This window comes from Burkholderia sp. BCC0405 (assembly GCF_902833075.1).
Taxonomy (GTDB): Bacteria; Pseudomonadota; Gammaproteobacteria; order Burkholderiales; family Burkholderiaceae; genus Burkholderia.
Window position 1 is genome coordinate 24883 of sequence record NZ_CADFEO010000022.1, and the last position, 23769, is coordinate 48651.

General features: G+C 66.1%; 21 protein-coding genes and 1 pseudogene. 5 read left to right on the plus strand and 17 right to left on the minus strand.

The genetic code is table 11. The features are described from left to right. Positions 1-7: 7 nt before the first annotated feature. Entirely contained in the window at positions 8-1024 is a 1017-nt protein-coding gene (locus HWX36_RS29225; RefSeq protein ID WP_175957073.1) for a 1-aminocyclopropane-1-carboxylate deaminase, read from the minus strand. 197 nt (positions 1025-1221) lie between these two features. Between HWX36_RS29225 and HWX36_RS29230 the strand changes: the two genes are divergently transcribed. From HWX36_RS29230 to HWX36_RS29245, 4 genes and pseudogenes are all read left to right on the plus strand, one after another. Next, positions 1222-1722, plus strand: a complete 501-nt coding sequence (locus HWX36_RS29230; RefSeq protein WP_069250588.1) for an Lrp/AsnC family transcriptional regulator — start codon at positions 1222-1224, stop codon at positions 1720-1722. 243 nt (positions 1723-1965) lie between these two features. Next, positions 1966-3687: a ubiquinone-dependent pyruvate dehydrogenase gene (poxB, locus tag HWX36_RS29235; protein ID WP_175957075.1), complete on the plus strand. Its 1722-nt coding sequence runs from the start codon at positions 1966-1968 to the stop codon at positions 3685-3687. A gap of 237 nt (positions 3688-3924) precedes the next feature. Beyond that, positions 3925-4515: a methyltransferase domain-containing protein gene (locus tag HWX36_RS29240; protein ID WP_175957078.1), complete on the plus strand. Its 591-nt coding sequence runs from the start codon at positions 3925-3927 to the stop codon at positions 4513-4515. Positions 4516-4583: 68 nt separating this feature from the next. After that, positions 4584-4925, plus strand: a pseudogene (locus tag HWX36_RS29245) (alkaline phosphatase); the annotation flags it as partial. A 159-nt stretch (positions 4926-5084) separates the two neighbouring features. Here the strand turns inward: HWX36_RS29245 and HWX36_RS29250 are convergent. The 15 genes from HWX36_RS29250 to gbpA form a co-directional block, all read right to left on the minus strand. Beyond that, on the minus strand, positions 5085-5636 hold the full coding sequence (locus HWX36_RS29250; protein WP_175957079.1) for a cytochrome b/b6 domain-containing protein: 552 nt from the start codon (positions 5634-5636) through the stop codon (positions 5085-5087). A gap of 161 nt (positions 5637-5797) precedes the next feature. Continuing rightward, entirely contained in the window at positions 5798-6481 is a 684-nt protein-coding gene (locus tag HWX36_RS29255; RefSeq protein ID WP_175957081.1) for a response regulator transcription factor, read from the minus strand. 12 nt (positions 6482-6493) lie between these two features. Continuing rightward, the gene (locus tag HWX36_RS29260; protein WP_244136560.1) at positions 6494-6961 is read right to left on the minus strand and encodes a type II secretion system protein; all 468 of its coding nucleotides are present in this window, start codon (positions 6959-6961) and stop codon (positions 6494-6496) included. A 52-nt stretch (positions 6962-7013) separates the two neighbouring features. Beyond that, positions 7014-7409, minus strand: a complete 396-nt coding sequence (locus tag HWX36_RS29265) for a prepilin-type N-terminal cleavage/methylation domain-containing protein (RefSeq protein WP_175957086.1) — start codon at positions 7407-7409, stop codon at positions 7014-7016. Next, positions 7384-7872 carry a type II secretion system protein gene (locus tag HWX36_RS29270; protein ID WP_175957089.1) on the minus strand — a complete coding sequence of 163 codons (489 nt, stop codon included), beginning with the start codon at positions 7870-7872 and terminating at the stop codon, positions 7384-7386. The genes HWX36_RS29265 and HWX36_RS29270 overlap by 26 nt, the downstream gene beginning before the upstream one ends. Further along, positions 7869-10232, minus strand: a complete 2364-nt coding sequence (locus tag HWX36_RS29275) for a secretin N-terminal domain-containing protein (protein ID WP_244136545.1) — start codon at positions 10230-10232, stop codon at positions 7869-7871. The genes HWX36_RS29270 and HWX36_RS29275 overlap by 4 nt, the downstream gene beginning before the upstream one ends. Then, positions 10192-10680: a hypothetical protein gene (locus HWX36_RS29280; RefSeq protein ID WP_244136546.1), complete on the minus strand. Its 489-nt coding sequence runs from the start codon at positions 10678-10680 to the stop codon at positions 10192-10194. The genes HWX36_RS29275 and HWX36_RS29280 overlap by 41 nt, the downstream gene beginning before the upstream one ends. Continuing rightward, a complete protein-coding gene (locus tag HWX36_RS29285; protein ID WP_175957093.1) occupies positions 10680-11234 on the minus strand; it encodes a hypothetical protein in 555 nt (184 codons plus the stop codon). Before HWX36_RS29285 ends, HWX36_RS29280 begins: the two co-directional genes overlap by 1 nt. Next, complete coding sequence (locus HWX36_RS29290) at positions 11231-11761, minus strand: hypothetical protein (protein WP_175957095.1); 531 nt, start codon at positions 11759-11761, stop codon at positions 11231-11233. The genes HWX36_RS29285 and HWX36_RS29290 overlap by 4 nt, the downstream gene beginning before the upstream one ends. Continuing rightward, complete coding sequence (locus HWX36_RS37400) at positions 11758-12528, minus strand: hypothetical protein (RefSeq protein ID WP_244136547.1); 771 nt, start codon at positions 12526-12528, stop codon at positions 11758-11760. The genes HWX36_RS29290 and HWX36_RS37400 overlap by 4 nt, the downstream gene beginning before the upstream one ends. Then, complete coding sequence (locus HWX36_RS29300; protein WP_175957097.1) at positions 12509-14143, minus strand: GspE/PulE family protein; 1635 nt, start codon at positions 14141-14143, stop codon at positions 12509-12511. The genes HWX36_RS37400 and HWX36_RS29300 overlap by 20 nt, the downstream gene beginning before the upstream one ends. A 58-nt stretch (positions 14144-14201) precedes the next feature. Then, positions 14202-15383, minus strand: a complete 1182-nt coding sequence (locus HWX36_RS29305) for a type II secretion system F family protein (RefSeq protein ID WP_175957099.1) — start codon at positions 15381-15383, stop codon at positions 14202-14204. Positions 15384-15385: 2 nt separating this feature from the next. Beyond that, a complete protein-coding gene (locus HWX36_RS29310; protein ID WP_244136548.1) occupies positions 15386-15883 on the minus strand; it encodes a lytic transglycosylase domain-containing protein in 498 nt (165 codons plus the stop codon). Then, entirely contained in the window at positions 15873-16313 is a 441-nt protein-coding gene (gspG, locus tag HWX36_RS29315; protein ID WP_175957104.1) for a type II secretion system major pseudopilin GspG, read from the minus strand. Before gspG ends, HWX36_RS29310 begins: the two co-directional genes overlap by 11 nt. A 271-nt stretch (positions 16314-16584) precedes the next feature. Continuing rightward, positions 16585-18045 carry an N-acetylglucosamine-binding protein GbpA gene (gene gbpA / locus HWX36_RS29320; protein ID WP_175957106.1) on the minus strand — a complete coding sequence of 487 codons (1461 nt, stop codon included), beginning with the start codon at positions 18043-18045 and terminating at the stop codon, positions 16585-16587. Between the two features lie 311 nt (positions 18046-18356). Here gbpA and HWX36_RS29325 point away from each other — a divergent pair, with 311 nt between their 5' ends. Beyond that, positions 18357-21257, plus strand: a complete 2901-nt coding sequence (locus HWX36_RS29325) for a glycosyl hydrolase family 18 protein (protein ID WP_244136561.1) — start codon at positions 18357-18359, stop codon at positions 21255-21257. A 135-nt stretch (positions 21258-21392) separates the two neighbouring features. On the opposite strand, the gene HWX36_RS29330 is transcribed toward HWX36_RS29325, so the two are convergent. Further along, on the minus strand, positions 21393-23699 hold the full coding sequence (locus tag HWX36_RS29330) for an ATP-binding protein (RefSeq protein ID WP_175957108.1): 2307 nt from the start codon (positions 23697-23699) through the stop codon (positions 21393-21395). Positions 23700-23769 lie beyond the last annotated feature (70 nt).

Below are 23769 nucleotides of genomic sequence, written 5' to 3' on the forward strand. Positions count from 1 at the left end.
GCCCGCCTCACCCCTGTCGGAAAATCTCCGCATACGCACTCAACGCCGGCGCGCCGCCGAGGTGTGCATACAGCACCTTCGAGCCCGGCTCGAACTCCCCGCGCCGAACCTTGTCGATCATCCCGTGCATCGATTTTCCTTCGTACACGGGATCGGTCAGCACGCCTTCGAGCCGCGCGCACAGACGAATCGCCTCGAGCGTGCTGTCGTTCGGCAGCCCATATTCGGGGCCTGCATAACGCGTGTCGAGCACGACGTCCTGCTCGTCGATGCGGCGTCCGAGTTCGACAATCTCGGCCGTGTGCCGCGCGATGCGCGTGATCTGCGCATGCGTCTTCTCCGGCGTCGCGGATGCGTCGATCCCGATCACGCGATCCGCGCGACCGTCCGCCGCGAAGCCGACGACCATCCCCGCCTGCGTGCTGCCCGTCACCGAGCACACGACGATGTAGTCGAACTTGAAACCGAGCTCGGCTTCCTGCTGCCGCACTTCCTCGGCGAAGCCGACGAAGCCGAGCCCGCCGAGCGGATGCTCGGAGCAGCCGGCCGGAATCGGATACGGCTTGCCGCCCGCCTGCCGCACGCTCTCCATCGCTTCTTCCCAACTACGGCGGATGCCGATGTCGAAGCCGTCGGACACGAGCCGCACGTCGGCACCCATCATCCGCGACAGCTGGATGTTGCCGACCTTGTCATATACGGGGTCCTCATAGTTGACCCAGTGCTCCTGCACGAGCACGCATTTCATCCCGAGATGCGCGGCAACGGCCGCAACCTGACGCGTCTGGTTCGACTGGACGCCGCCGATCGACACGAGCGTGTCCGCACCCTGCTCGAGTGCGTCGGGGATCAGGTATTCGAGCTTGCGGGTCTTGTTGCCGCCGAACGCGAGGCCGCTGTTGCAGTCCTCGCGCTTCGCATACAGCTCGACCTTGCCGCCGAGGTGCGCGCTCAGGCGCTTGAGCGGCTGGATCGGCGTCGGGCCGAACGTGAGCGGATAACGGGGGAAACGTTGCAGGTTCATCGGCGTGCTCCGGAAAGCGGTGGACAGGGCGGGGAATCGGATCGTTCGGGTGCGGCCGGCAGGCCGTGTTCCGACGAGAAAAATGATAGGCAGAAGCGCGAGAAATGAGCTTGCGAAATCAATTGCGTCGGCCTACGTTATCGACGTTGAGAGCACGATATAAACAATTTAGATTCGTTGAGTAAGGAGGTGACGCAATGAAATTAGATCGAGGGAGCGCATCGCCGGCTGACGCCGCACCGGCGCTCGATCGCATCGACCGCGCGATCCTGCGGCAACTGCAGCAGGACGCGTCGATCTCCAACGTGAGCCTCGCGGCGAAGGTGAAGCTGAGCGCGCCGGCGTGCCTGCGGCGCGTCGAAAGGTTGAAGGAGATGGGGCTGATCCGCGGCATCGTCGCGTTGCTCGATCCGAAGCCGCTCGGCGCGGGGATGCTGGTCGTGATCGGCTTCGTGCTGGATCGCTCGACGCCCGAAGCGTTCGCCGCGTTCGAGAAGGCCGCGCAGAAAGTGTCGGGATGTGTCGAATGCCACGTCGTGACCGGCGAGTTCGACTACTTCATGCTGGTGCGCACGCGCGACAACGACAGCTTCAACCGGTTGCACGCCGAACAGCTGCTGTACCTGCCCGGCGTGCGTCAGGTGCGCTCGTTCATGGTGCTCAAAGAGATTCTTTCGACGCATGCGTTGCCGTTGTAGGCGCGCGGCTTCGACGAATGCGCGCCGGACCGGCGCCAGGCATACCCGTCAATCCGTCCATTGGCCGACGAAACGGCGACAGTTGCCCGACACCGCCGAAAGGGACCGAACGCAACGCGCGCAAGCGCGTCGCACGTTCACGACGCGGCGCGAAGCGATCGCGTATGCTCATCCGTTCGGTGGCGCAGGCGGCCACCGGAGCCGGTTCATTCGTGTGACGACCCATCAACGAGCGAGGACAGCATGGCTAAACAGACGATGGCGGAATACCTGGCGAAGACGCTGGCGGCAGCGGGCGTCGAGCGCATCTGGGGCGTGACGGGCGACAGCCTGAACGGCCTGTCGTTCAGCCTGAGCCAGATCGGCTCGATCCGCTGGATGCATACGCGGCACGAGGAAAGCGCCGCGTTCGCGGCCGGCGCGGACGCCGCGTCGACCGGGCAGCTTGCGGTGTGCGCGGGCAGCTGCGGCCCCGGTAACCTGCACCTGATCAACGGGCTGTACGACTGCCACCGCAATCACCAGCCGGTGCTCGCGATCGCCGCGCACATTCCGTCGACCGAGATCGGCCTCGGCTACTTCCAGGAAACCCATCCGCAGGAGTTGTTCCGCGAATGCAGTCACTTCGCGGAGCTCGTGACGAACGCATCGCAGTTCCCGCGCGTGCTCGCGCGCGCGATGCGCACCGCGATCGACGAGCGCGGCGTCGCGGTGATCGTGCTGCCGGGCGACATCGCGCTCGGCGACGGCCCGGACGAGCTGCCGGCGTGGAGCGAATCGGCGCCGCCGTCGATCCTGCCGGCCGACGCCGATCTCGACCGGCTCGCGGCGCTGCTTAACGCGTCCGACGCGGTGACGCTGCTGTGCGGCAGCGGCACGCAGGGCGCGCACGATGAAGTGGTCGCGCTGGCCGACACGCTCGGCGCGCCGGTCGTGCATGCGCTGCGCGGCAAGCAGTTCGTCGAATGGGACAATCCGTTCGACGTCGGGATGACGGGGTTGATCGGCTTCAGCTCGGGCTATCACGCGATGGAGTCGTGCGACACGCTGTTGATGCTCGGCACGGATTTCCCGTACCGGCCGTTTTATCCGTCGAACGCGAAGGTTGCGCAGATCGACTGGAAGGGCTCGCAGCTCGGGCATCGCGCGCCGCTCGCGCTCGGCCTCGTCGGCACCGTGAAGGAAACGATCGCGGCGCTGCTGCCGCGCCTCACGCGCAAGACGCAGCGGCGTTTCCTCGAAAACGCGTTGAAGCATTACGCGGCGGCGCGCAAGGGGCTCGACGATCTCGCGGTGGCCGAGCCGCCGGGCCGCGCGATCCACCCGCAATACCTGACGAAGATCGTCGACGAAGTCGCGGCGGAAGACGCGATCTTCACCGCCGACGTCGGCACGCCGACGCTGTGGGCCGCGCGCTACCTGACGATGAACGGCAAGCGGCAACTGCACGGCTCGTTCAATCACGGCTCGATGGCGAACGCGATGCCGCAGGCGCTCGGCGCGCAGGGCGCGCATCCGGGGCGGCAGGTGGTATCGCTGTCCGGTGACGGCGGGCTGTCCATGTTGCTCGGCGATCTGCTTACCGCACGCCAGCTCAAGCTGCCGATCAAGATCGTCGTGTACAACAACAGCCTGCTCGGCTTCGTGTCGATGGAGCTGAAGGCGGCCGGCTATCTCGACACGAACGTCGACCTGAGCCCGACCGACTTCGCGGCGATCGCGAAGGGCGCGGGCATCTTCAGCGTGCGCGTCGAGCATTCGGAGAACGTCGAGGAAGCGCTGCGCCTGGCGTTCGCGCACGACGGGCCGGCTGTCGTCGACGTCGTCACGTCGAAGTACGAGCTTGCGATGCCGCCGAAGATCGAACTCGCGCATGCGAAGGGCTTCAGCCTGTTCATGCTGCGCGCGATTCTCAGCGGGCGAGGCGACGAGATCGTCGAGCTGGCGAGAACCAACCTGCGGTGATGCGGTGCCGTGCGCGATGCGGCGGCCGATCTGGCACGAATTGATCAGCGGAATCAGGGACAATCTTCACGTCGCCTTAAGTTTGCGTTTCCTAGAATCGATTTGAACGTCGCTCTTCCTGCGGCGGACCGCCTCGTCCAGGAGGATGCGCATGCCAAAGCCCCGTGTCGCCGTAGTCCTGTTCAACGAAGCCGTCGGCACGTCGAGGCCGACAGCGCAGCCGCGCGAGGGCCGCCCATGATGTGGCCGAACGCGTGGCGTGTCTCGGCGCTGTTCGTGCGCGAGTGGGTCGGCCGTCCGGCCGCGGTGGGGGCGTTGTGCCCGAGTTCGCGGCAACTGGCGCGCGAGATGGCCGACGCGGTGCCGGACGGCAACGGGCTGGTCGTCGAGCTCGGCGGCGGCACCGGCGCGATCACCGCGGCGTTGCTCGAACGCGGCGTCGCGCCACGGCGGCTCGTCGTGGTCGAGCGTTCGCCGGCGTTCGTCCGGCATCTGCGGCGACGCTTTCCGGGAATCCCGGTCGTGTCGGGCGACGCGCGGCAGCTCGAGCGGCTGCTGCCGCCCGGGGCGCGCGTCGACGCGATCGTGTCGTGCCTGCCGCTGCGCACGCTGCCGCGCCAGGACGTGACGGCGATCGTCGACCAGTGCCATCGCGTGCTGTCGGCCGACGGCGTGATGATTCAGTTCACGTACGACCTGCGGCCGCCCGGCCGCCATCCGCTCGGCGATTCGGCATTCGTCGCCTGCGGCAGCCGGATCGTGTGGGCAAACATACCGCCCGCACGCATCGTGACCGTGCGCAGCGTCACGGCCGAGCACGCGGGGTGATGCCGCTGCGAGCGGGGCGCCCGGTCGTGGCGCCTCGCCGTTGCCTTTCATCAATCCTTCGAATTCTTTCAATCGGCGGCGTCGACGTGCCGATGGGCGGGGGCCGCAACCACTGGGCGCGGTTCGATCCGGTGGCCGACAAGCGCGGGCGCGCGGACGGTCGCAACCTGCTCAACGAAATGAAGGAGGAGGGCTACACGGTCGTGGCCACGAAGGATCGGCTCACACAGGCCGGCAGCGGCAAGCTGATCGGCCTGTTCAGCTCGATGCGCCATCTCGAGTACGAACTCGACCAGGTGGCGGGCAAGGATGCCGACGGCAACACCTACACGACGCTCGTGTTCGGCAACGGCGCGAACCGGCCGAACGTGCGCGCGTCGGTCGATTCGGCCACGGCGACGAACGTGGCGACTCCGTGTTCGCGCGCTCGTGCTTGGGGCGCGTCGCATGCCGCCGCTTTCGGCCGTCATTCCGTTCGCCATGAGGCCTTCGTTACCGTACTGGCTGGTTGCGCCACGCTTCGTCGCGGTTCCTTGCCTTGATCGGCGAGGCGATCGGCCCGATCGCTTTCAAAGCATGCGCTTCAGGACATCGTTCTTCGACACGAAATGATGCTTCAGCGCGGCGCCGGCATGCGCCGCCACCAGAGCGGCCAGCGTGTAGCACGCAACCTTGTGCAGTGCGAACCAGTGCTCGGTAATCGGGCCGGCGGAGAACGGCGTTTTCACGAATACCGTCCAGAACAGCCAGTACCCTTCAGGCACCATCATGTAGCCGCTCACCAGGACGACGGCGATCAGCGCGTAAATGAGCGAATGAACCAGATGCGCAATCGCGCGCTGCTTGTCCGGAATCGAACGAATCTCCGGCGGCGTCCTGCGGAAGAACGACCACAAATACCGCAGCGGAAACAGGACGATCAGGCACGTCGCGAGCGACATGTTGAGCGTCGACACGAAAGCCCAGATCTTCGGGTGCGTGATGAAATGAAGCGAGATGCCTGCAACCATCGTATAGAGAATGATGGCCGCGAATACCCAGTGCAGCGAGCGGGAAAGCCGATCGTATCGGTCGACGCTCGGCGAGCGGCGCCATGTGTGTACCTGCGAAACGGAAGACATGATTCAACATCCTTTATCTGTTGCCGACCGATTGATCGGCATGACTCAAAGATGAGAATTATCTTGGCCGCGTTGCAGGATGCAAAAGAACCTGAACGATTTCTAAACCCCCGCGACCGTCTCCATGACAGCCGCGGGAACCAAGCGGGCCCGCCGGCGGGTCAGGTCCGTTCGAGCCGGTACCCGTAGTTGTATATCGTCGAAATGATGAGCCCGTTCTTCGGCCGCAGTCCCAGACTCTTGCGCAGCGTGCTCACATAGGTGGCCAGCGTCGCGTCGTACTTGCGGTCGATGACGCCCCATATCTGCTTGATCATCATGTCCTTGGACACGATCTGGCCGACGCTTTCGAACAGCATCAGCGCGAGATCGAATTCGCGCTGGGCCAGTTCGACCGGCTCGCCGTCGACGGTCGCGACATGCCTGCCCGTGTCGAGCGCGAACTTGCCGACCTCGACGAGCTTCGGTCGCCGGGTTTCCGGATAGTATTTTCGCACCTGGGCGCTCACGCGCGCGATCAGCTCGCGCTCTCGAAGCGGTTTGACGAGATAGTCGTCGGCGCCGTTGTTGAGACCGAAGACGATATCGTCCTCGCCGTCGTGCTGCGTCATCATGATGATCGGCAGCGTATCGGCGAACGATTCCCGCGCCCATCGCATCACGTCGATGCCCGACATGCCGGGCACGTCCCAGTCGAGCAGCAGCACGTCGACACGCCGGGAACGCACCAGCTCGACAAAACTTTCTCCATCGTGACGCACCTCGATCTCGTAGCCGGCCTTCTCGAGCCATCGGACCACGACGCCCGCCTGCATCACGTTGTCTTCCAGGATTGCAACGATCATGTCGTTTCACTCTCAGTGTGCCGCCGCGCCCGTCGACGTGCCGGCTCCGTTCGCGGAGCCGTCGCCGGGCGCAGGCGGCAAATATGCAAACGTCCATTCGCCATACGTGTCGCGATCGCCGAAGGCCTCGTAGCGGACCGGGAACCCCTGGCGTTTCAGCGGCCGGCCGGACGCTTCGCTGAACACGCCCATGATCCCGCCGTCCGGCGCTTTCACGAGCCCCCAGGAAGTCGAGCCGGTCAGCGGGTCGGCATACAGGCGTCGCAAATGCCGCTGCGTCGGCAAGGTCCGGCGATCCTCCAGCAGGGCGTCGAGCGACGCCGGATAGCGGTTCTGCCCTGCGGCATTGTAGTAGCTTGCGATCGCCGCGCGAAACTGGTCGCCGACGAACAGCAACTGGGCTTCGCGGTCGCGCTGCTGAACGGTGCTCCAGATGCGCGCTGCCTGGGTCATTCCCAGGCCCAGCGCCGCGACGAGCATCAGCACGCCGAGATACGCGATGCCGCGTTGAGCGCGTGGACGCCGCCGCAGGTTACCACGTCTCATAGCCGCTTCCGTCGAGTGCGCGGCCCTTCGCGCCGCTCTTCACGTCGGCTACGCCGCCGGCGTCTCCGGCCAGCAGAAGCCACGAATTGCGTTTGCCCGTCACCGGGTCGAGCGGCACTTCGCGCAGGTAGCGATTGGCGACGAGCGTGTCGAGCGAATCCGGGTTGCGACCGTTATCGGCCCGGTAATCGTCGATGGACTGTCGCAGCGTGTTCAGGTTGTGGCGCAGCACCGTTTCCCTGGCGCGGTCGCCCTGTTTCAGATAGCCGGGCGCGACGAACGCGGTCAGCGTCGCGATGATCGCCATGACGACGAGCAGTTCGATGAGCGTGAAGCCGGCGACACGCCGCGCTCGCCTACCATTGGTTGTACGGGACGCCATTGAGGCCCTCCTTGCGATTGGTCGAACGAATGTCGAATACGTCCTCGCCGGACGAAAAGGATGCGGGATCGCTCGCGTAGCTGCGCGTTTCCCACATCTCGTCGGCCGCCTTGCCGTCGCATTCGCACATCGGATCGGCGGGAATCTTGCGCAGGAAATACAGTCGCGCGCCGCCCGGAGACGTCTTGTCCTCGACGCCTTCGACAAGCGTGCGCAGGTCCGGCGGATAGCCGCTGGCGTCGGCGCTGCGCTCGACCCGTCCGTCGTCGGCCGCGGCCTTGTACGCATCGAGCGCCGAACGGATCACGACCAGCGAGCGGCGCAACTCGGCTTCGGCGGCGCGACGCTTGACGAGATCGGTCAGCGGCAAGGCAACCGTTGCGAGCAGCGCAAGCAGCGTCAGCGCGACCATCAGTTCGATCAGCGTGAAGCCGCGTGCGCGAACGCGTCGCCGGGCGATCATGCGAAGCCCTCCGCGCGCGGCAGCCACGCCGGCGTATCGGCTTGCAGGGTCGCGCCGGGCAGGCCGTCGCTCCGGACGGAGGCAACGAAGGACACCAGCGAGCCGATCAGCGAACGCAGCATGGCCACCAGCCCGGGCTTCGCCGATGCGGGCGCTGCCGGTTCGAAGCGCGAGTCCGCCTTGGCGACGGCCTCGGCCTTCGACGGCTGTGCGGCCGGAGCGGCCGGAGCCGCCGTCTGTTCGTCGAGCGCAGGCGCGACCGCCGACGGCCGGGCGGCCGCCTCCGCGCGCACGCGCATCATGCCGCCGCCATGCGCGCCGCGCTCGCCCGCCGTGTCTTTGGCGGCGCCGGGCTCGCCGGCCGGACGCGCATCCGCATCCGCTTTCGTTTTCGTTTTCGTTTTCGTTTCCGCATCCGCTTCCGGCGCGCCGTCGGCGACCTTGTCCGTATCCGGTTGCGCGGCGGGTACGGTCGGCTCGATCGAAGCATCGAGATCCGGGCCGCTCGTGGATACCGTCCGCGCCGGTACAGGCGCGGCTTCGAGCGTCAGCGCCTCGGTCGTGATGCGCGCCTCCGTCCCGGACAGGAACGTCGTGACCGCCGACGTCGGCAAGTCGAGGTTGCGCTCGATGTGCGGCGTGATCAGCAGCACGATTTCCGAGCGCTCGTTGCTGCGGGCGTTCGAGCCGAACAGCCGGCCGACGACGGGCAGGCCCGACATGCCGGGCAGCCCCGAAACGTTCTCGATCTCGTTGCGCTTGACCAGACCGGCGAGGATCTGCGTTTCGCCGTTTCTCGCGGTCATCAGCGTTTCCGCATTGCGCGTCCCGAGTGCATAGGCAACCAGGCCGGTCTTGGTGGTTTCCTTCGACAGGATGCTGCTGACTTCCATGTTGACCTTCACGCTGACCTCGTCGTCGAGGCTGATGCGCGGCTCGACCTTCAGCATCAGGCCGACGTCCTGGTAGCTGACCGATTCCGTGACGACGCCGTTCGCATTCGTGGTCGTCACGATCGGCACGCGTTCGCCGATCTTGATGTTGGCCTTCTCCATGTTCCGCACGCGGATCTTCGGATTCGCGAGCGTCTTGGTCTTGCCCTGCTTCTGCAGCATGTCGATCGCAAGCGACAACGCACCGGATTCGCTCGATACGCCGATCCGGTCGCGGTTCACGCGCAGCAGGTCGCCGAGCGTCAGCACGGCGCCGTCGACGCCGCCGAGCGCGCCGAACTGAATGCGGCCCGGATACTGGACGCCGAGATCGACGCTGTCGTTCATGTTGACTTCCAGGACCTGCACGTCGAGCGTGACTTCGGACTGCGGAATATCCAGCCCCATCACGACGCGCTCCGCAACCTGGATCGTTTCGGGCGTGTCGCGCACGACAACCGCGTTGACCCGCTCGTCCACGTAGATGTCCTTGGGCTTGATCATCTGGCGCAGCGCGGCCATCACCGACTTCGCGTCCGCGTGCGACAGGAAGAACGTCCTGAGCGCGAACTCGGTGTAGTTGCGGCTTTTCTCCGGCTGAGACGGGTAGACGAGCAGCGTGTGCTTGTCGAGCACCTTCTTCTCGAGCTGGTTCGTGCGCAGCAGCAGGTTGATCGCGTCCTCCGCGGTGGTGCGCTCGGCGAACATCGTGGCGGGCTGGCTCGTATCGACGTCGCGGTCGAACACGAAGTTCACGCCGGACACGCGCGAGATCACGTCGAAAATGGTCGACATCGGCTGCTGCTTGAAATTGAGCGAAACCGGTTTGCGCAACGCGTCGGACAGTTGCGGACGCACCGGCCGGCTCGCCTGCGACGCGCGCAACAGCGAATCGCGCAGCCGCTTGGCCTCCGCGTGGTTCGGCTGCTCGGCAAGAATGCGCCGGGCGATCTCCAGCGCTTCCTGCGGTTGTTCGCCGCGGATGCGCTGCGCGCGCGACAGTTCGATCGCCATCTGCTGGCGGCTGGCGACCTGCTCGAGTTCCTGGCGGGCGCGGAGATTGCCGGCGTCCTCGGCCAGCACGTTGTTCAGGTGATCGATCGCGGCGGCGTGGTTCCCCTGCGTGCTTTGCCGCTCGGCGGCCTTCAATTCGGCGCGCACGTATTCCTGCCGGGTCAGCTCGACGGATGTGGCGATCCGGATATCTTCCGGTGCGATCTCCTTCTGCCGCTGGAGCGTGCCGAGGCGTTCGGCAGGCGTTCCGGCGTCGGCCGCGGGGGCGCTGAACGGGGTGCTCGCGCAGCCCGCCAGCGCGAGCGTCGAGACCAGGAGTAATAGACTGACGGTACGTTTCATGGTGGTGTTCGATAAAGGTTCGATTCGGAATTCAAGGGGTCGGCGACGGAGGCGAAAGCTCGACGTCCGCACCGTCGCGGGTCATCACGACCGGGCCCGTTTCGCGCAGCGTCTTCAGCCGATAGCCGTCGGCGATCTCGGCGCCCGGCAATACGGCGTCGCGGACGCCGCAACGGCGCCCGCACAGCAGAAAGGTCCGGCCGCCGCCATCCAGCACGACAATGCGTTGCCCCTGCTCGCGCCATTCGCCGGCGATCTCGAACGGCGCCGACGGCTCGGAAGGCGCGGAAGGCGCCGGCGCGGCGTCGATCGGATCGGCCAGCGCCGGCGCTTCCGCTTCGGACACGCCGGCTTCGGCGAGTGCGCTGGCAGACGCATCCTCCGCGCCGAGCGATGCCCAGTTCTGGGCCGGAAAAACGTCGACGACGCGTGGCTGACCGGCGATCTCGTCTGCAAGGGTGCCGCTCGCGGCGACTGCGACGGCCCACGCCGCCGCCAGTCTGAAAAGGGATCGGGGCATCATGTGTCGGGCCCCAGCAAGCTGACCCGAAGGTCGACGTTGACGATGGGGCTGTCGATCTTTTCGCGTTCGATGACGACGCTCTCGATGCGCACCATCGGCTGGTCGGCGATCGTGCGCATCGCGTTGCGCAGCCCGGAGTAGCTGCCGCTCATCGCCATGTTGATCGTGAGCCGCCGCAGCTTCCCCTTTACTTCGGCCTCGCGCCGGTAGGTGGCGTGCTTTCGCTCCAGGCCGTTCTGCGACAGGATCTCGAACAGCGAATACGCCTGCTCGCTGTTGCGCAACTGCTGGACGTCCCGCAGCGTCATGCTGCCGCCGCCCGCCTGCGGGCCCGGCTTCGGCAACGCGGCCAGTTCCTTCGCGAGCGCATCGCGCTCCGCGTCGAGTCGCGCGCCGTCCGGCTGCAGGTAAAGCGCGTGCAGGCCGAGCAGCCCGACGACCGCGCCGGCCGCGAGCAGCCCGGGCACGCGCAGCTTGCGGGTCGCCGCGTAGGCGCCCCAGCGCAAGCGCGCGGCGAGCGCCGTCGTGTCGATGGCTTTCAGGTTTGTCATGGGTGTTCGATGCTCAAGCTGAAATGAAAGATGCTCTTGCCGTCCTCGATCTTCGTCCGATGCTGAAGCAGGCCGATCTTGCGGTCCGGATGACGGTCGTTCAGGCGGTCGACGAACAGGTAGATATGCGACAGATCCGCGGCGCCGCCTTCGATGCGCGCCTCGCGACCGGCCTTGTCCACCGTCAGCGATTTCAGCGCGATCTGCGGCTTCCACGCGTGCTCGATCCAGTCGACCACCGACAGGCCCGAGCCTTTGTCGCTCATCTTCTGCTCCGCAAGCACGCGCTCGATGCGCCGCTGTTCCGGCGTTTTGGCCTTTTCCCGCCGCTGTTCGCGCTCGATGACGCGCTGCCGCTGCTCGATCTGTTTGCCGATTCGGTCGACGTCGTCGCGAAGCGCATCGACGCGGGTCCATTCGCTGCCGGCGAACATTCCCGCCGCCAGTGCGCAACAGAGCGCGAAGCCCGCCCACGGCGTGACGCGCGTGCGCGGCGCGGCGAAATTCAATCCCGTCAGGCGCTTCATGCCGGTTCCCCCGCTGCGGCGCCCGTCGGTTCGACGCCGGTGCGATCCGGCGATGCGCCCGCCGCGTCGCCGCCGGAGAACATCGAGCCGTCGAACCGGCTTGCATACGTGTCGCCGCCGGCCGGCTGCCCGGCGATCAGCGCCGCTGCGGCAAACCAGTCGTCGGCGCGCTCGCCGGCGTGCGGCAACGTGACCACGTCGCGCCATTCGCCCGAGCGCCGGAAAATACACGTCACCACGTGCGGCTGGCGCAGCGCGAAACTGAAATCGTCGCCGCCCAGCCGGGCGGCGTGTGCGTCGAGCGAGGCCGACAGCGCGTCGCGAAAACTCGCGATCCGCCAGCCGGCCGCGCGGCTCGCGTCGACGAGCGCCGTGAGGAGCGCGTCGCATGCCGCCACCGCGAGGCGCGTGCGGCCGCGCCGCTCGTCCTCGATGAGGATGCGCAGCGCGCCGCGTTGCGCGCGGGCGGCGAACAGCATGCGCGCGTACGCTTCCCATGCGGCGTCCGACACCAGACCTTCCTGCCAGGGCAGCACCACGCCGTGCGACCACGGATGCCCGACGACGACGTGCATGCGGTTGCACATCGGCAGGCGCGCTTTCGGCAGACCGGCAAGCACGCGCGCGAGCGCGTCGGCCGGCCGGCCTTCGTGCGCGACGACCTCATGCGGCGCGCCCGCGCACGGCGCGCGGCGGCCCTCGTGCACCCAAACGCTCAGCGTATCGGCGTCGATCAGCACGGTGACGTCATTCCAGAGCGATCGCACGCTGCACCTCCTGAAATGTCGTCATGCGCGCGCGCACCGCCGCCAGCCCCGCATCGCGCATCGACTGGTAGTCGGGGCTGTTCTCGAGCGCGCGGGCGCGCTTCTCGACCGAGCGTTCGAGCAGCGCCGCCTTCAGCGGCGCGTCCAGCGTCAGCACCTCGGCGAGCCCGATCCGGCCGTGATAGCCGGTGCCGCGGCACGTGTCGCAGCCGCCGCCCGGCACCACCTCGCGCCGCAGCGTGTCGAGCGACGCGCCGGCCAGATCCGCGCCGTCCGTCGCCGCGCCGCCGCAGCTCGTGCAGATCCGCCGCACGAGACGCTGCGATACGACGCCGTTGAGCGCCTCGAGAAAAGTCGACGGCTCGACGCCCATGTAGATGAACCGGTCGATCACGCTGAAGCCGTCGTTCGCGTGCACGGTCGACAGCACGCGGTGGCCGGTGAGCGCCGACTGCACCGCGATCGACGCGGTTTCCTCGTCGCGGATTTCGCCGACCATCACCGTATCCGGATCGTGCCGCAGAATCGAGCGCAGCCCGCGCGCGAACGTCAAGCCCTTGCGTTCGTTGACCGGAATCTGCAGCACGCCTTTCAGCTCGTATTCGACCGGGTCCTCGATCGTGATGATCTTGTCGTCGCCCGTGTTGACCTCCGACAGCACCGCATAGAGCGTCGTCGACTTGCCGCTGCCGGTCGGCCCCGTCACGAGCATGAGCCCGTAGGGGCGATGCGCGAGCGCGCGCACGCGGCGCGCGGTCGGCGCGTCGAAGCCGAGCACGTCGAGGCTCACGCTGTCGCCGCGCTGCGACTTGTCGAGCACGCGCATCACGGCGTTTTCGCCGTAGGTTCCGGGAATGATCGATACGCGGAAATCGATTTCGCGCCCTTGCATCACGACCTTGAAGCGGCCGTCCTGGGGCACGCGCTTTTCCGCGATGTCGAGCGCGGCGAGCACCTTGAGCCGCGACATCGTCTGCGTCGCCGCTTCGACGCCGGGAATGTGGCGGATCGATTGCAGCACGCCGTCGATCCGATAGCGGATCGCCAGGCCGTCGGCCGCCGATTCGAGGTGGATGTCGCTCGCGCGGCTCTGCAGCGCGTCGTACAGCGTCGTGTTGACGAGCCGGATGATCGGACTTTCGTCCTTTGCGATGCTGGCAAGCGAGATCGATTCGGTGACCTGCGCGAGCGTCTCGCCCGGCGCATCGATCGTGACGTCGTCCATCAGGCGCTCGTTCGACTCGATGTCGCCGAGCACGCGCTCGACTTCGCCGGGTACGCTCATCGCGACGCCGACGGGCTTCGCGCCGAAGCGCGCGAGCAGCTCGTCGCGCACGGTGCGCGCGAACGGGTCGGCGACGACGATGCGCGATGCGCCATCGAACTCGATCGGCAGCGCGCGCAGCGACAGCGCGTCGTGCAGCGGCAGCAGGTCGAAACGCGTCGGCGCGGCACGCAGCGTGTCGGCGTCGACCGGCTCGATGCCGAGGCAGGCCGCCACGTCGGCGAGCCGAGTCGCGTCGGCACGCATCAGATCGTCCACGTACTGCGCGAATCCGGCGCCGGATGTACCGGATTCCGTCTGCCAGCGTTCAATCATGTGTTGCGTATTCATTGTGCATTCTCCAGTAGGGAGGTGGGATCGCGTCGCCGACGCGTCATCGCGCGGATCGTTATCCGACGCTGCCGGCCAATTCGAAGATCGGCATGTAAAGCAACAAGACCACGGCGCCGACCGTTGCGCCGACCGCGAGCATCAGCACCGGTTCGAAGATCTTGCTTATCATTTCGATGGACCGGTCGAGCGCGCCGTCGTGGAACTGCGCGATGTGTTCGCACATCCCGCCCAGATCGCCGCTCTGCTCGCCGACGCGCAACAGGCGCTCGGCGACGGACGTCGTCAATGCGTGGGCCGCGAACACGGTCGACACCGGGCGTCCGGCGCGCAACTCGCTCAGCGCGGCCGCCAGGCGCGGCCGCAAGTGCTCGGGCAGTACCTTGCCCGACAACTGCAGCGCTTCGATCACCGGCGTGCCGCCGGCGATCAGGAGTCCGACGGTCCGATAGAAGCGGGTCAGCGCGAACAGCGCGCAGACGTCGCGCACCTTCGGCGCGCGCCACATCGACCGCCGCGCCGCGCGCTTGAAGGCAGCCGAGCGCAACGTCAGTCCCGCACCGACGAACGTCGCGGCGACCGCCAAACCGACCGCCGCGCCGTTCTCGCGCAACACGGTCGCCCACCAGAGCATCGCCTGCGCGGTCGGCGGTAACTCGGTCAGCGACTCGAACACCACCGCGAAGCGCGGTATCACGAAGAAGGCCATGAACAGCAGGATCGCGATGCCGACGCCGATCACGACAGCCGGATAGATCAACGCGCCGGTGACCCGCTTGCGGATCTGCTCGATCCGCACTTCGTATTGCTGGTAGCGTTTCAGCACGACCGGCAACTGGCCGCTGCCCTCCGACGATGCGATCGTCGCGACGAGCAGTTCCGGAAATATGTCGGGCTGCCGGGCGAGCGCCGCGGAAAACGGCTGCCCCTCGTACATCACCGACAGAATCCGGTCGATCACATGCTTCGACGCCTTGCCCGCGTCGTTCTTGTCGCGCAATGCCTCGAGCGCCTCGATCAGCACGAGGCCCGCATCGAGCAAGGTCGACAGTTCCTGCAGGAACAGCGCGAGCGCGAATTTCGCGGCGCGCTTCCGGCCGCCGAAGCGCACGCGGCGGATATCGAGCACGGCGCCGCCCTGAGTCGCGATCCGGGCTCGCACATCCGCCTCGCTCGCCGCCTCGATCGTCTGCTGCGCGACCTTGCCGTCGACGAGCACCCGTATCCGAAACGATTCCATGGCTACCTCCGCCACGCGTCGAGCGCCGCCATGCTGGCGCCGCGATCGACGGTAAGCGCGCGATACTCGCGCCAGACCTTGGTCGCATACGATTGGCGTGCCGGTTTGCGCTTCTCGGAAGAACCGGCGTTGTAGGCGCCGACCGCATTCCAGGTATAGCCGTGCCGTTCGATGAAGCCGGCGAGAATCGATGCGCCGGTATCGATCGACGTGCACGGTTCGTCGATCAGGCGCTTGCGCGTGACGCCGGTCTTGATCAAGCGCGGCAGATGCGAGCTGTTGATCTGCATCAGGCCGATGTCGTAGGTGCCGTTCCGGTTGTAATTGATCGCGTCGGGATTCAGCGACGATTCGACCTTTGCGATTGCGACGAGCAGGAGCGGATCGATACCGTGCCGCTCGCCGGCCTGGGTGAAACAGTCCTTGGCCGCGGCGCCGGACGCGCATGCGACGAACAACGTCGCCGCGACGGTCCAGCGACGCAGACCCTTACATGCCATAAACGAGGTCCGCATCGATGCCACCCCCTCCTACACGACCGTCCCGCCCGAGCGACACGATCTCCGCCTCGCCGTCGCGGCCCGGGACGTTCCACTGATAGGCGCGCCCCCAGCCATCCTTCGGCACGGCCTTCGCGAGATACGGGCCGCTCCATCCGTCGACGTTTTGCGGCTGCTTGACCAGCGCGTCGAGCCCCTCGTCGGCGCTCGGGTAGCGGCCCGTATCGAGCCTGAACTGCGTGACGGCGTCGCCGAGCGTCTTCATCTGCGACTCGGTCGAGCGGACCTTTGCCTTGTCGACCTGCGAGAAGAGCTTCGGGCCGACATAGCCCGCCAGCAGCGCGATGATCAGCAGCACCACCAGCAGTTCCAGCAAGGTGAAGCCTCGCTGGCCCCGCCTGTTCATCCATTTCGGAGTATTCGTTTTCACGTTGTATGCCCTCGGTTGAAAATCCGGCGCGATGCGCGGTTGGGAATGTCATCTCGTTTCAGATGACGAATTGATTGGGCGCTTTCCCGGATACGGACTCGATCGAGTCGAAGCGCCTTTCGATAACGCTGTTTTTCGAGCGTGATGCAGGCGCAGCCGGTTTCGAAAGGGCAGGTTCGACCTGCCCGAAACGCGCTGCGCATGCATCCGTCGGCGACGAACGAGTCGCACGTCTGGCGGCGTGCGGCTCGAACGAAGCCTCCCGGCGTCCTTACTTGCTACATGCGCCGAGGTCCTTCCAGACCTTGCCGGTGTGGTCGGCGCCCGTCGTCGCCGGCGAGCCCGGCACGTCGTTCTGGGTCCACCAGCGCGCCTCGTAGGTGCGGCCGTCGTGCTGCACCTTGGCGCCGCCCGTATAAGCCGTGCCTTGCTTCCACGCCGCCTGGCACTGCGCGCCTTCGCCGCCGCCCGTTCCGCCGGTCAGCTTGAACGTGACGGTTTCCTGCTTCAGCGTGCCGCCTTCGATCTGCGACGTCGCCACGGCCGTATGCGCGCCCGCCTTCGCATTCGCGATATCGACGCTCAGGTCGCCCTGCATCCGCATCGTTGCCGACTTCGAGCCGACCATCGAATTGGCCGCGTCGTAAACCTTCACCGTGACGCTGGTGTCCTTCGAATGGTTGAACTTCAGGAAGAACTTCGCCGTCGCCTTGCCGTTTTCGATCTTGAATTCGGGGTTGTTCGTGATGCTGAAGTTTTCGTCGATGCCGGATTCCGGCTTTTTCTCGACCGTCGTTTCCGTGCGCACGATGCCGCTGCCGCTCTTCGCGAACACGTCGTTCGCGCCGAGCGACGGTTCGATGCGCCCGTCGCGCTCGATGCCGGCCAGCAGATTCGCCGATTGCACGCGGTTGATTTCCTTCGCGAGCAGCATCGGCCACATGTTGCGTTCACCCTGTTCCGCCGTGCCGATCGTGACGGTCGTCTTCATCGACGGCACTTCGCCGCCCGACTTGAACACGCGGTTCATGACCTTGTCGCCGGCCTTCAGGTCGACGGTCGGCGCGATGTTGCCCACGGACGACCAGCTCGGCTTGCCCGGATCGGTCGGACCGCCGTCCGCCTTGATGTTGAGATCCGCGACGTTGTAGAACATGCCGGCCGTGTCGCCGACGTGCCACGTGCTCAGCATGACGTGATGCCCGGTCCGGTCCGACGGAATCGTGCAGCCGTGCGGCCCGATCTCATCGGCCTTCTTCATGCCGCCGTCGATCGTGCAGAACGGCGTCAGGTCGAACTGGTCGCGCGTCAGCGGCAGGTTCGGATTCCAGCCCTGCTTCGTCAGGTAGTACTTGAACTCCTTCGTCACGTGCGGCGCGGTAAACGTCCATTTGAACTGGTGCGCGCCCGCCTTGATGTCGTTGGTCTTCCAGCGATCGACGGACTGCTCGTTGAGTTCGCTGAACTGCACGACGCCGCCGCTCGCGATCTGCCCGTCCGGCGCGCCTGCCTGAGGAAAGCCCTGCTTGCCCTCGACGCTCTGCGGTTCCCACGTGACCGAGCCGCAATTGAAGTTCGACGCCGGACCCTGCTTCGAGCTGCACATCAGGTTGCGCGACGGCGGATCGGAGAGATAGCCGTGCGCGATCGCATGTTGTGCGAAGAACATGGAAGCGCATGCAACCAGCGGCGACAGTTTGAAGAGCGTTCGGTTCGCGGTGTGTTTGTTCATGGTGTGTAGGTGATTGATCGTATCTGGCGATACTGCTTTCGTAAGAGAGGTTGATCGGTGCCTGCGCGAGGCCCGGCGTATGTGCGTCATGCATCGACTGGGATGTGACACGGGTTGCAGTTTCCGCGAGCGTGACCGGGCCGTGAATCTTCTTGAGCGATTCATCAAGAAACCGGCGTCCGGCGCCTTCGGGGCCGGCATTTCTTGAGACATCCTTCAGATTGGTTTGCGCGAGACGGCGGGTAAAAAACAATACGAAGGTCGATTCAGACACTCTTTTCAATTACTCAAGGAAGACGATCAAATTGCGCCTGAATAAACTCAACCTCCATCGAGCGAGCATCGCCGGTACATCCGGCCGTAACCAGACGCTTGCGTTCGCGGCGATCGCCACGGCCAGCGCGCTGTGTTTCGCGAACGCGGCATTCGCAGCCCCCGGAAAACCCAGCCTCAAGCAGTACGAAATCACGTCGCAGCCGCACGGCTTCGTCGAAATCGACCTGCAGAAAGCCGGGAGCGCACCCTACAAGGACATCGTCAAGCTCAACAAGAAGGTCGACGTGCCGCTGCCCTTCGACATCTGGAGCAACGGAACCGCGGTGAAGGCGGTCGCGGTGGTCGACGGCGCGGTCGACGCCGCATCGGAAATCAAGCTGACGCCCGGCGGCAACCAGAGCGGGACCGTGGTCACCAACGTCAAGACGCCGGGCGTGAAGAAGATGCAAGTCCGGGTGATCGACGCGAACGGCGCATCGACCGACAGCGCGCCGATCGACGTGGTCGTCTTCGATACGATTCCGGAACTGGCCGACACGCTGCCCGACAACGCGAGCAAGGCGCACAAGCACTTCAAGAACACGTCCGGCTCGGTGGTCGGCACTTACTTCGCGGCGTGGTCGGTCTATGACCGCAAGTTCAACGTCGACAACGTGCCGGTCGAGAACCTGACGCACATGCTGTACGGCTTCGTTCCGATCTGCGGCGGTGCGGACATCAACACGTCGCTCGCGCGCGACGTGCCGAATTCGTTCCGCGCGCTGCAGCAGACGTGCGCGGGGCTGCCCGACTTCAGCGTCGCGATCCACGACACGTGGGGCGAGCTCGGCATGACGCTGCCCGGCCAGACCGCGAACTCGAAGCTCAAGGGCGTGCTCGGCCAGATGATGGCCGCGAAGAAACGCAACCCGAATCTCAAGATCCTGCCGTCGATCGGCGGCTGGACGCTGTCCGATCCGTTCTTCCATCTGCACGATCCGGCCAAGCGCAAGGTGTTCGTCGATTCGACCGAACAGTTGCTGCGCACCTGGAAGTTCTTCGACGGCGTCGACATCGACTGGGAATTCCCGGGCGGGAAGGGCGCGAACGGCGCGATTGGCAATCCGCAGACGGACGGCGCGCTGTACGTGACGCTGATGAAGGAGCTGCGGCAGATGCTCGACCGCGTGTCGGCGGATACCGGCAAGACCTACGAGCTGACGTCGGCGATCGGCGCGGGCAAGGACAAGATCGACGTGGTGAACTACAAGGAAGCCACGAAGTACATGGACTACATCTTCGACATGACGTACGACTTCTACGGTGCGTTCAGTCTGACGGAGCTGGGTCACCAGACGGCGCTCTACGCACCCGCGGCGCGGCCGGACACCAAGTACACGACCGACAACTCGATCAAGGCGCTGCTCGCGCAGGGCGTCGATCCGAAGAAGCTCGTCGTCGGCGCGGCGGCATACGCCCGCGGCTGGACCGGCGTGTCGGGCTACACGGACGGCAATCCGTTCACCGGCACCGCGAAGGGGCCGCACAAGGGGCAGTGGGAAGCCGGCATTCTCGACTACAAGAAACTCAAGTCGGAAATGATCGGGCCGAACAATGCGGGCATCAACGGCTACGAGTACCACTACGACCAGACCGCCGAGGCGCCGTACGTGTTCAACAAGAGCACCGGCGAGCTTCTCACGTTCGACGATCCGCGCTCGGTGAACGCGAAGGGCGACTACGTGCGCAAGCATCAACTCGGCGGGATGTTCTCGTGGGAAATCGACGCGGACAACGGCGACATCCTGAACGCGATGCACGAGGGCCTCGGTCACGGCGACGGCGGCAGCGGCGCGGAGAATCATCCGCCGATCGCGAACGCGGGCGCCGGCATGACGGTCACCGGGCCGCAGACGGTGACGCTCGACGCATCGAACTCGCGCGATCCCGACGGCGACAAGCTGACCTTCAAGTGGGAACAGATCGGCGGCGATCCGCTGAAGATCGGCAATCCCGCCAGTGCGAAGGCGACGGTCGACGTCCCGGCGGTCAAGCAGGACACCCGCTATACGTTCCGCGTGACGGTGACCGATCCGGCGGGACTGAAGGATGCCGCCCAGGTCGTCGTGACCGCTCAGGCCGAATCGTCGGTCGAACCGCCGCCGGCCGAAAACCGTCCGCCGGTCGCACGGCTCAACGGCCCGGCCCAGGCGGACGGCGGTCAGGCCGTGGTCCTCTCGGCCGAGAAATCGACCGATCCGGACGGCGACAAACTGACGTTCCAGTGGACGACTCCGTCCGGCATCGATGCGCAGGCTTCCGGCCCGGCGCTGCACTTCACCGCGCCGAAGCTCGCGAAGGACCAGTCGTTCACGTTCTCGGTCAAGGTCGGCGACGGCAAGCTGTCGTCCACCGCGCAGCACACGGTGCTCGTGAAGGCGACGGATACGGGCGGCGGCGGTAACGGCGGTGGTGGCAACGGCGGCGGCGAAGGTGGCCAGTACCCGGCATACAAGGCCGGTACGCAGTACAAGGCCGGTGACGTCGTATCGAACCTGGGCAAGCTGTACCAATGCAAGCCGTTCCCGTACAGCGGCTGGTGCTCGGGTGCGCCGGCCGCCTATGAACCGGGCAAGGGCTCCGCGTGGAGCGATGCGTGGACGGTCTTCGGCAACGGCGAAGGCGAAAACGGCGGCGGCAACGGCGGTGGCGAAAACGGCGGCGGCGAAAACGGCGGCGGTAACGGCGGCGAAAGCGGCGGCGGCAACGGCGGCGGCAACCATCCGCAATACAAGGAAGGCACCAAGTACGGCGCCGGCGACATCGTGTCGAACAACGGCAAGCTGTACCGATGCAAGCCGTTCCCGTACACCAACTGGTGTTCAATGGCTGGCTGGGCGTATGAGCCGGGCAAGGGCACCGCGTGGGACCAGGCCTGGGAGGAGCACAAGGACTGACGCGAATCCCGACGAGCATCGGCCCGCGGCGCACGCCCGGGCCGGCGCGAAACCCGTATCGTTCAACCGGCATCGACCGATGCCGGCATGGCCCTCGCCTCGCGCGAGGGCTTTTTTCATTTCGGCGGCGGCCGGTTACGCCGGGCCGTTCAGCTCCGCGCAGGTCACCGGCAAGTGCACGGTGAAGCGGCTGCCCCGCCCCGGCGTCGACGTCACGTCGATCGATCCGCCATGACGCTCGACGACCGTCCTGACGAATGGCAGCCCCAGCCCGACCCCGCGGCTCGCATCGCGATACGTGCCGTCGACCTGGAAGAACGGCTCGAAAAGTCGCGGCATCGCTTCCGCCGGAATGCCGATGCCCTTGTCTTCCACGGTGATGGAAACATTGCGCTCGCCGACGTTGATCCACACGTCGACGACCGTCTCCTCGTCCGAATACTTGATCGCATTTTCGAGCAGGTTGATCAACGCGCGCAGCAGCATGTCGCGCGTGCCGGGCACGAACACCTCGTCGCCGTCTTCATGCGGACCTTCGACGCGGATCCGCTTCGCGCTCGCGCTGTGCCAGACCTGGTCGACCGCCTCGGTTGCCAGATCGCTCACGGACACCGGCACATAGGCGTTCTTGTCGAGATGTTCGGCACGCGACAGTTGGGTGAAATCCTGCGCGACGCGCAAGCTGTAGTCGACGAGCTTGTGCAGATCCGCCAGAAAATCGGGATCTGTCGCGCCGTCGGCGACGGTGCGCTGCTCGAGCAGCGACAGCACGGTCGACAGCGGATTGCGCAGATCGTGCGCCATGTGGCGCAGCGTCATCCGGTCGCTTTCGACCGCCGCCTTGACGTTGTGAATGTCGACGAGGCAGATCATGCTCGCCGTGGAGCGATGGTGATCGCCGTCGCCGAACGGCGTCACCATCATCATGTGCGTGCGCGCGTTCAAGGTCAGTTCGACCGAGTGAATCCTCCCCGTCTCCTTCGCGGCCAGGATCTCGTCGTACGCGATGCCGAGCACCTGCCGGACGGCCGCATCGTTGTCGACGTCGATCGATTTCAGCATCGCTCTGCCGCGTTCGTTGCACATCAGCAGGTGGCTGTCCTGTTCGACGAAGATCGGATAAGGCAGCGTATGGATCACGTCGACATAGGTCGATTGCCATTCGCGAATGCGGGACATCGCCTGCACGACGTCGTCGTCGATCGACACCGCGTCGCCGGCGGCTGCCGGCTGCGCGAGACCGGCGAACGCATGCCGACCGGCCAGTCCGCGCAACCCGCGGTATTCCTTCATCAGGGCCGCGCGCAGGCTGCCTGCCCGCCGCCAGCCGCAGACGGCGAAGATCGTCACGCACACCGCCAGCAACGGCCCGACCGGCGTCCAGTACGCGCCGTAGACGTGCAGCGCCGTTTCGCCGGCGACGTATGCGGCCAGCCACGCCAGCGCGAATCCGTACATGCGCCAGCCCGGCACGAACATGCAGGTCAACAGCATGCCGGTCGCGACCGCGATGCTGACGGCCAGTTGTATCGAAGTGGGCATGCGCAGCATCAGGCGCCCGGCGAGCAGCGCATCGGTCACGAGCGCATCGATCTCGACGCGCCGCACTCTCCCGTCGCTCCGGGGCGAAAGATAGAACGCACCCGACAGGTCGGATATCCCGTCGCCGATGAACACGATGCGGTTGTGCCATGTCGACGCGGGAACGCGACCTTTCAGCACGTCGACGAGTGAATAGCGGTCGAGGTCGAAGCGCAACGGCAGGAGCAGCAGGATCGAGCCGCCTTCGACATCCCCCATCCCGGTCACATGATCCTGCACATGGCGGCGCACGTCCGGCAACGGCGCGTTCGCGACGCGGATCGCCTGCAGGCCGACGTGCGGAATCTCGTGGCCGTCGCCACTCCTGACGTAAGGCACGATGCCCTGCACCAGATGATCGCTGCCCAGCACGACGCTGCGCTGGCCGACCGCGGCAGCCGCTTCGCGCAGCAGCCGCGCCGGAAAAATCATGGTCTCGGCGCTTCCGTTGACCGGCGCCCCCTGCGCAGGCAATACCACGCGACCGTGCTTCGCGATCGCCGCCGCCAGCAGCGCATCGTCCCGGGACGCCGTGATCATCGTCATGTCGAGCACGACGCTCGATGCGCCGGAGACGCGGTCCAGCACCTTCGCATAGCCCGCGCGCGTGTAGCTCCCGCCGTCGCCCATCTCGGCGATGGTCTTTTTGTCGACCATGATCACGGCGACCTTGTCGCGCGCGCCGTGATCGAAGCCGGATGTAACCAGGTCCCAGTAAAGACGGTCGAGCGGCGAAAGCAGCGTCTCGGCGGCCGGCGTGCAACTCAGCGCCGCAAGCATGGCGACGCCGGTCAGCAATAGCCACGTGGACGGTCGTACCGACGCTGCGAGCGTTGGAATCCGGCGGAGCCTGTCGAGCATTGGGCGGAATTTCCCCGAATACGATGTTTTCGGATGACGGCGACGACACGGCGGGCCAAGCCGCCCGGAA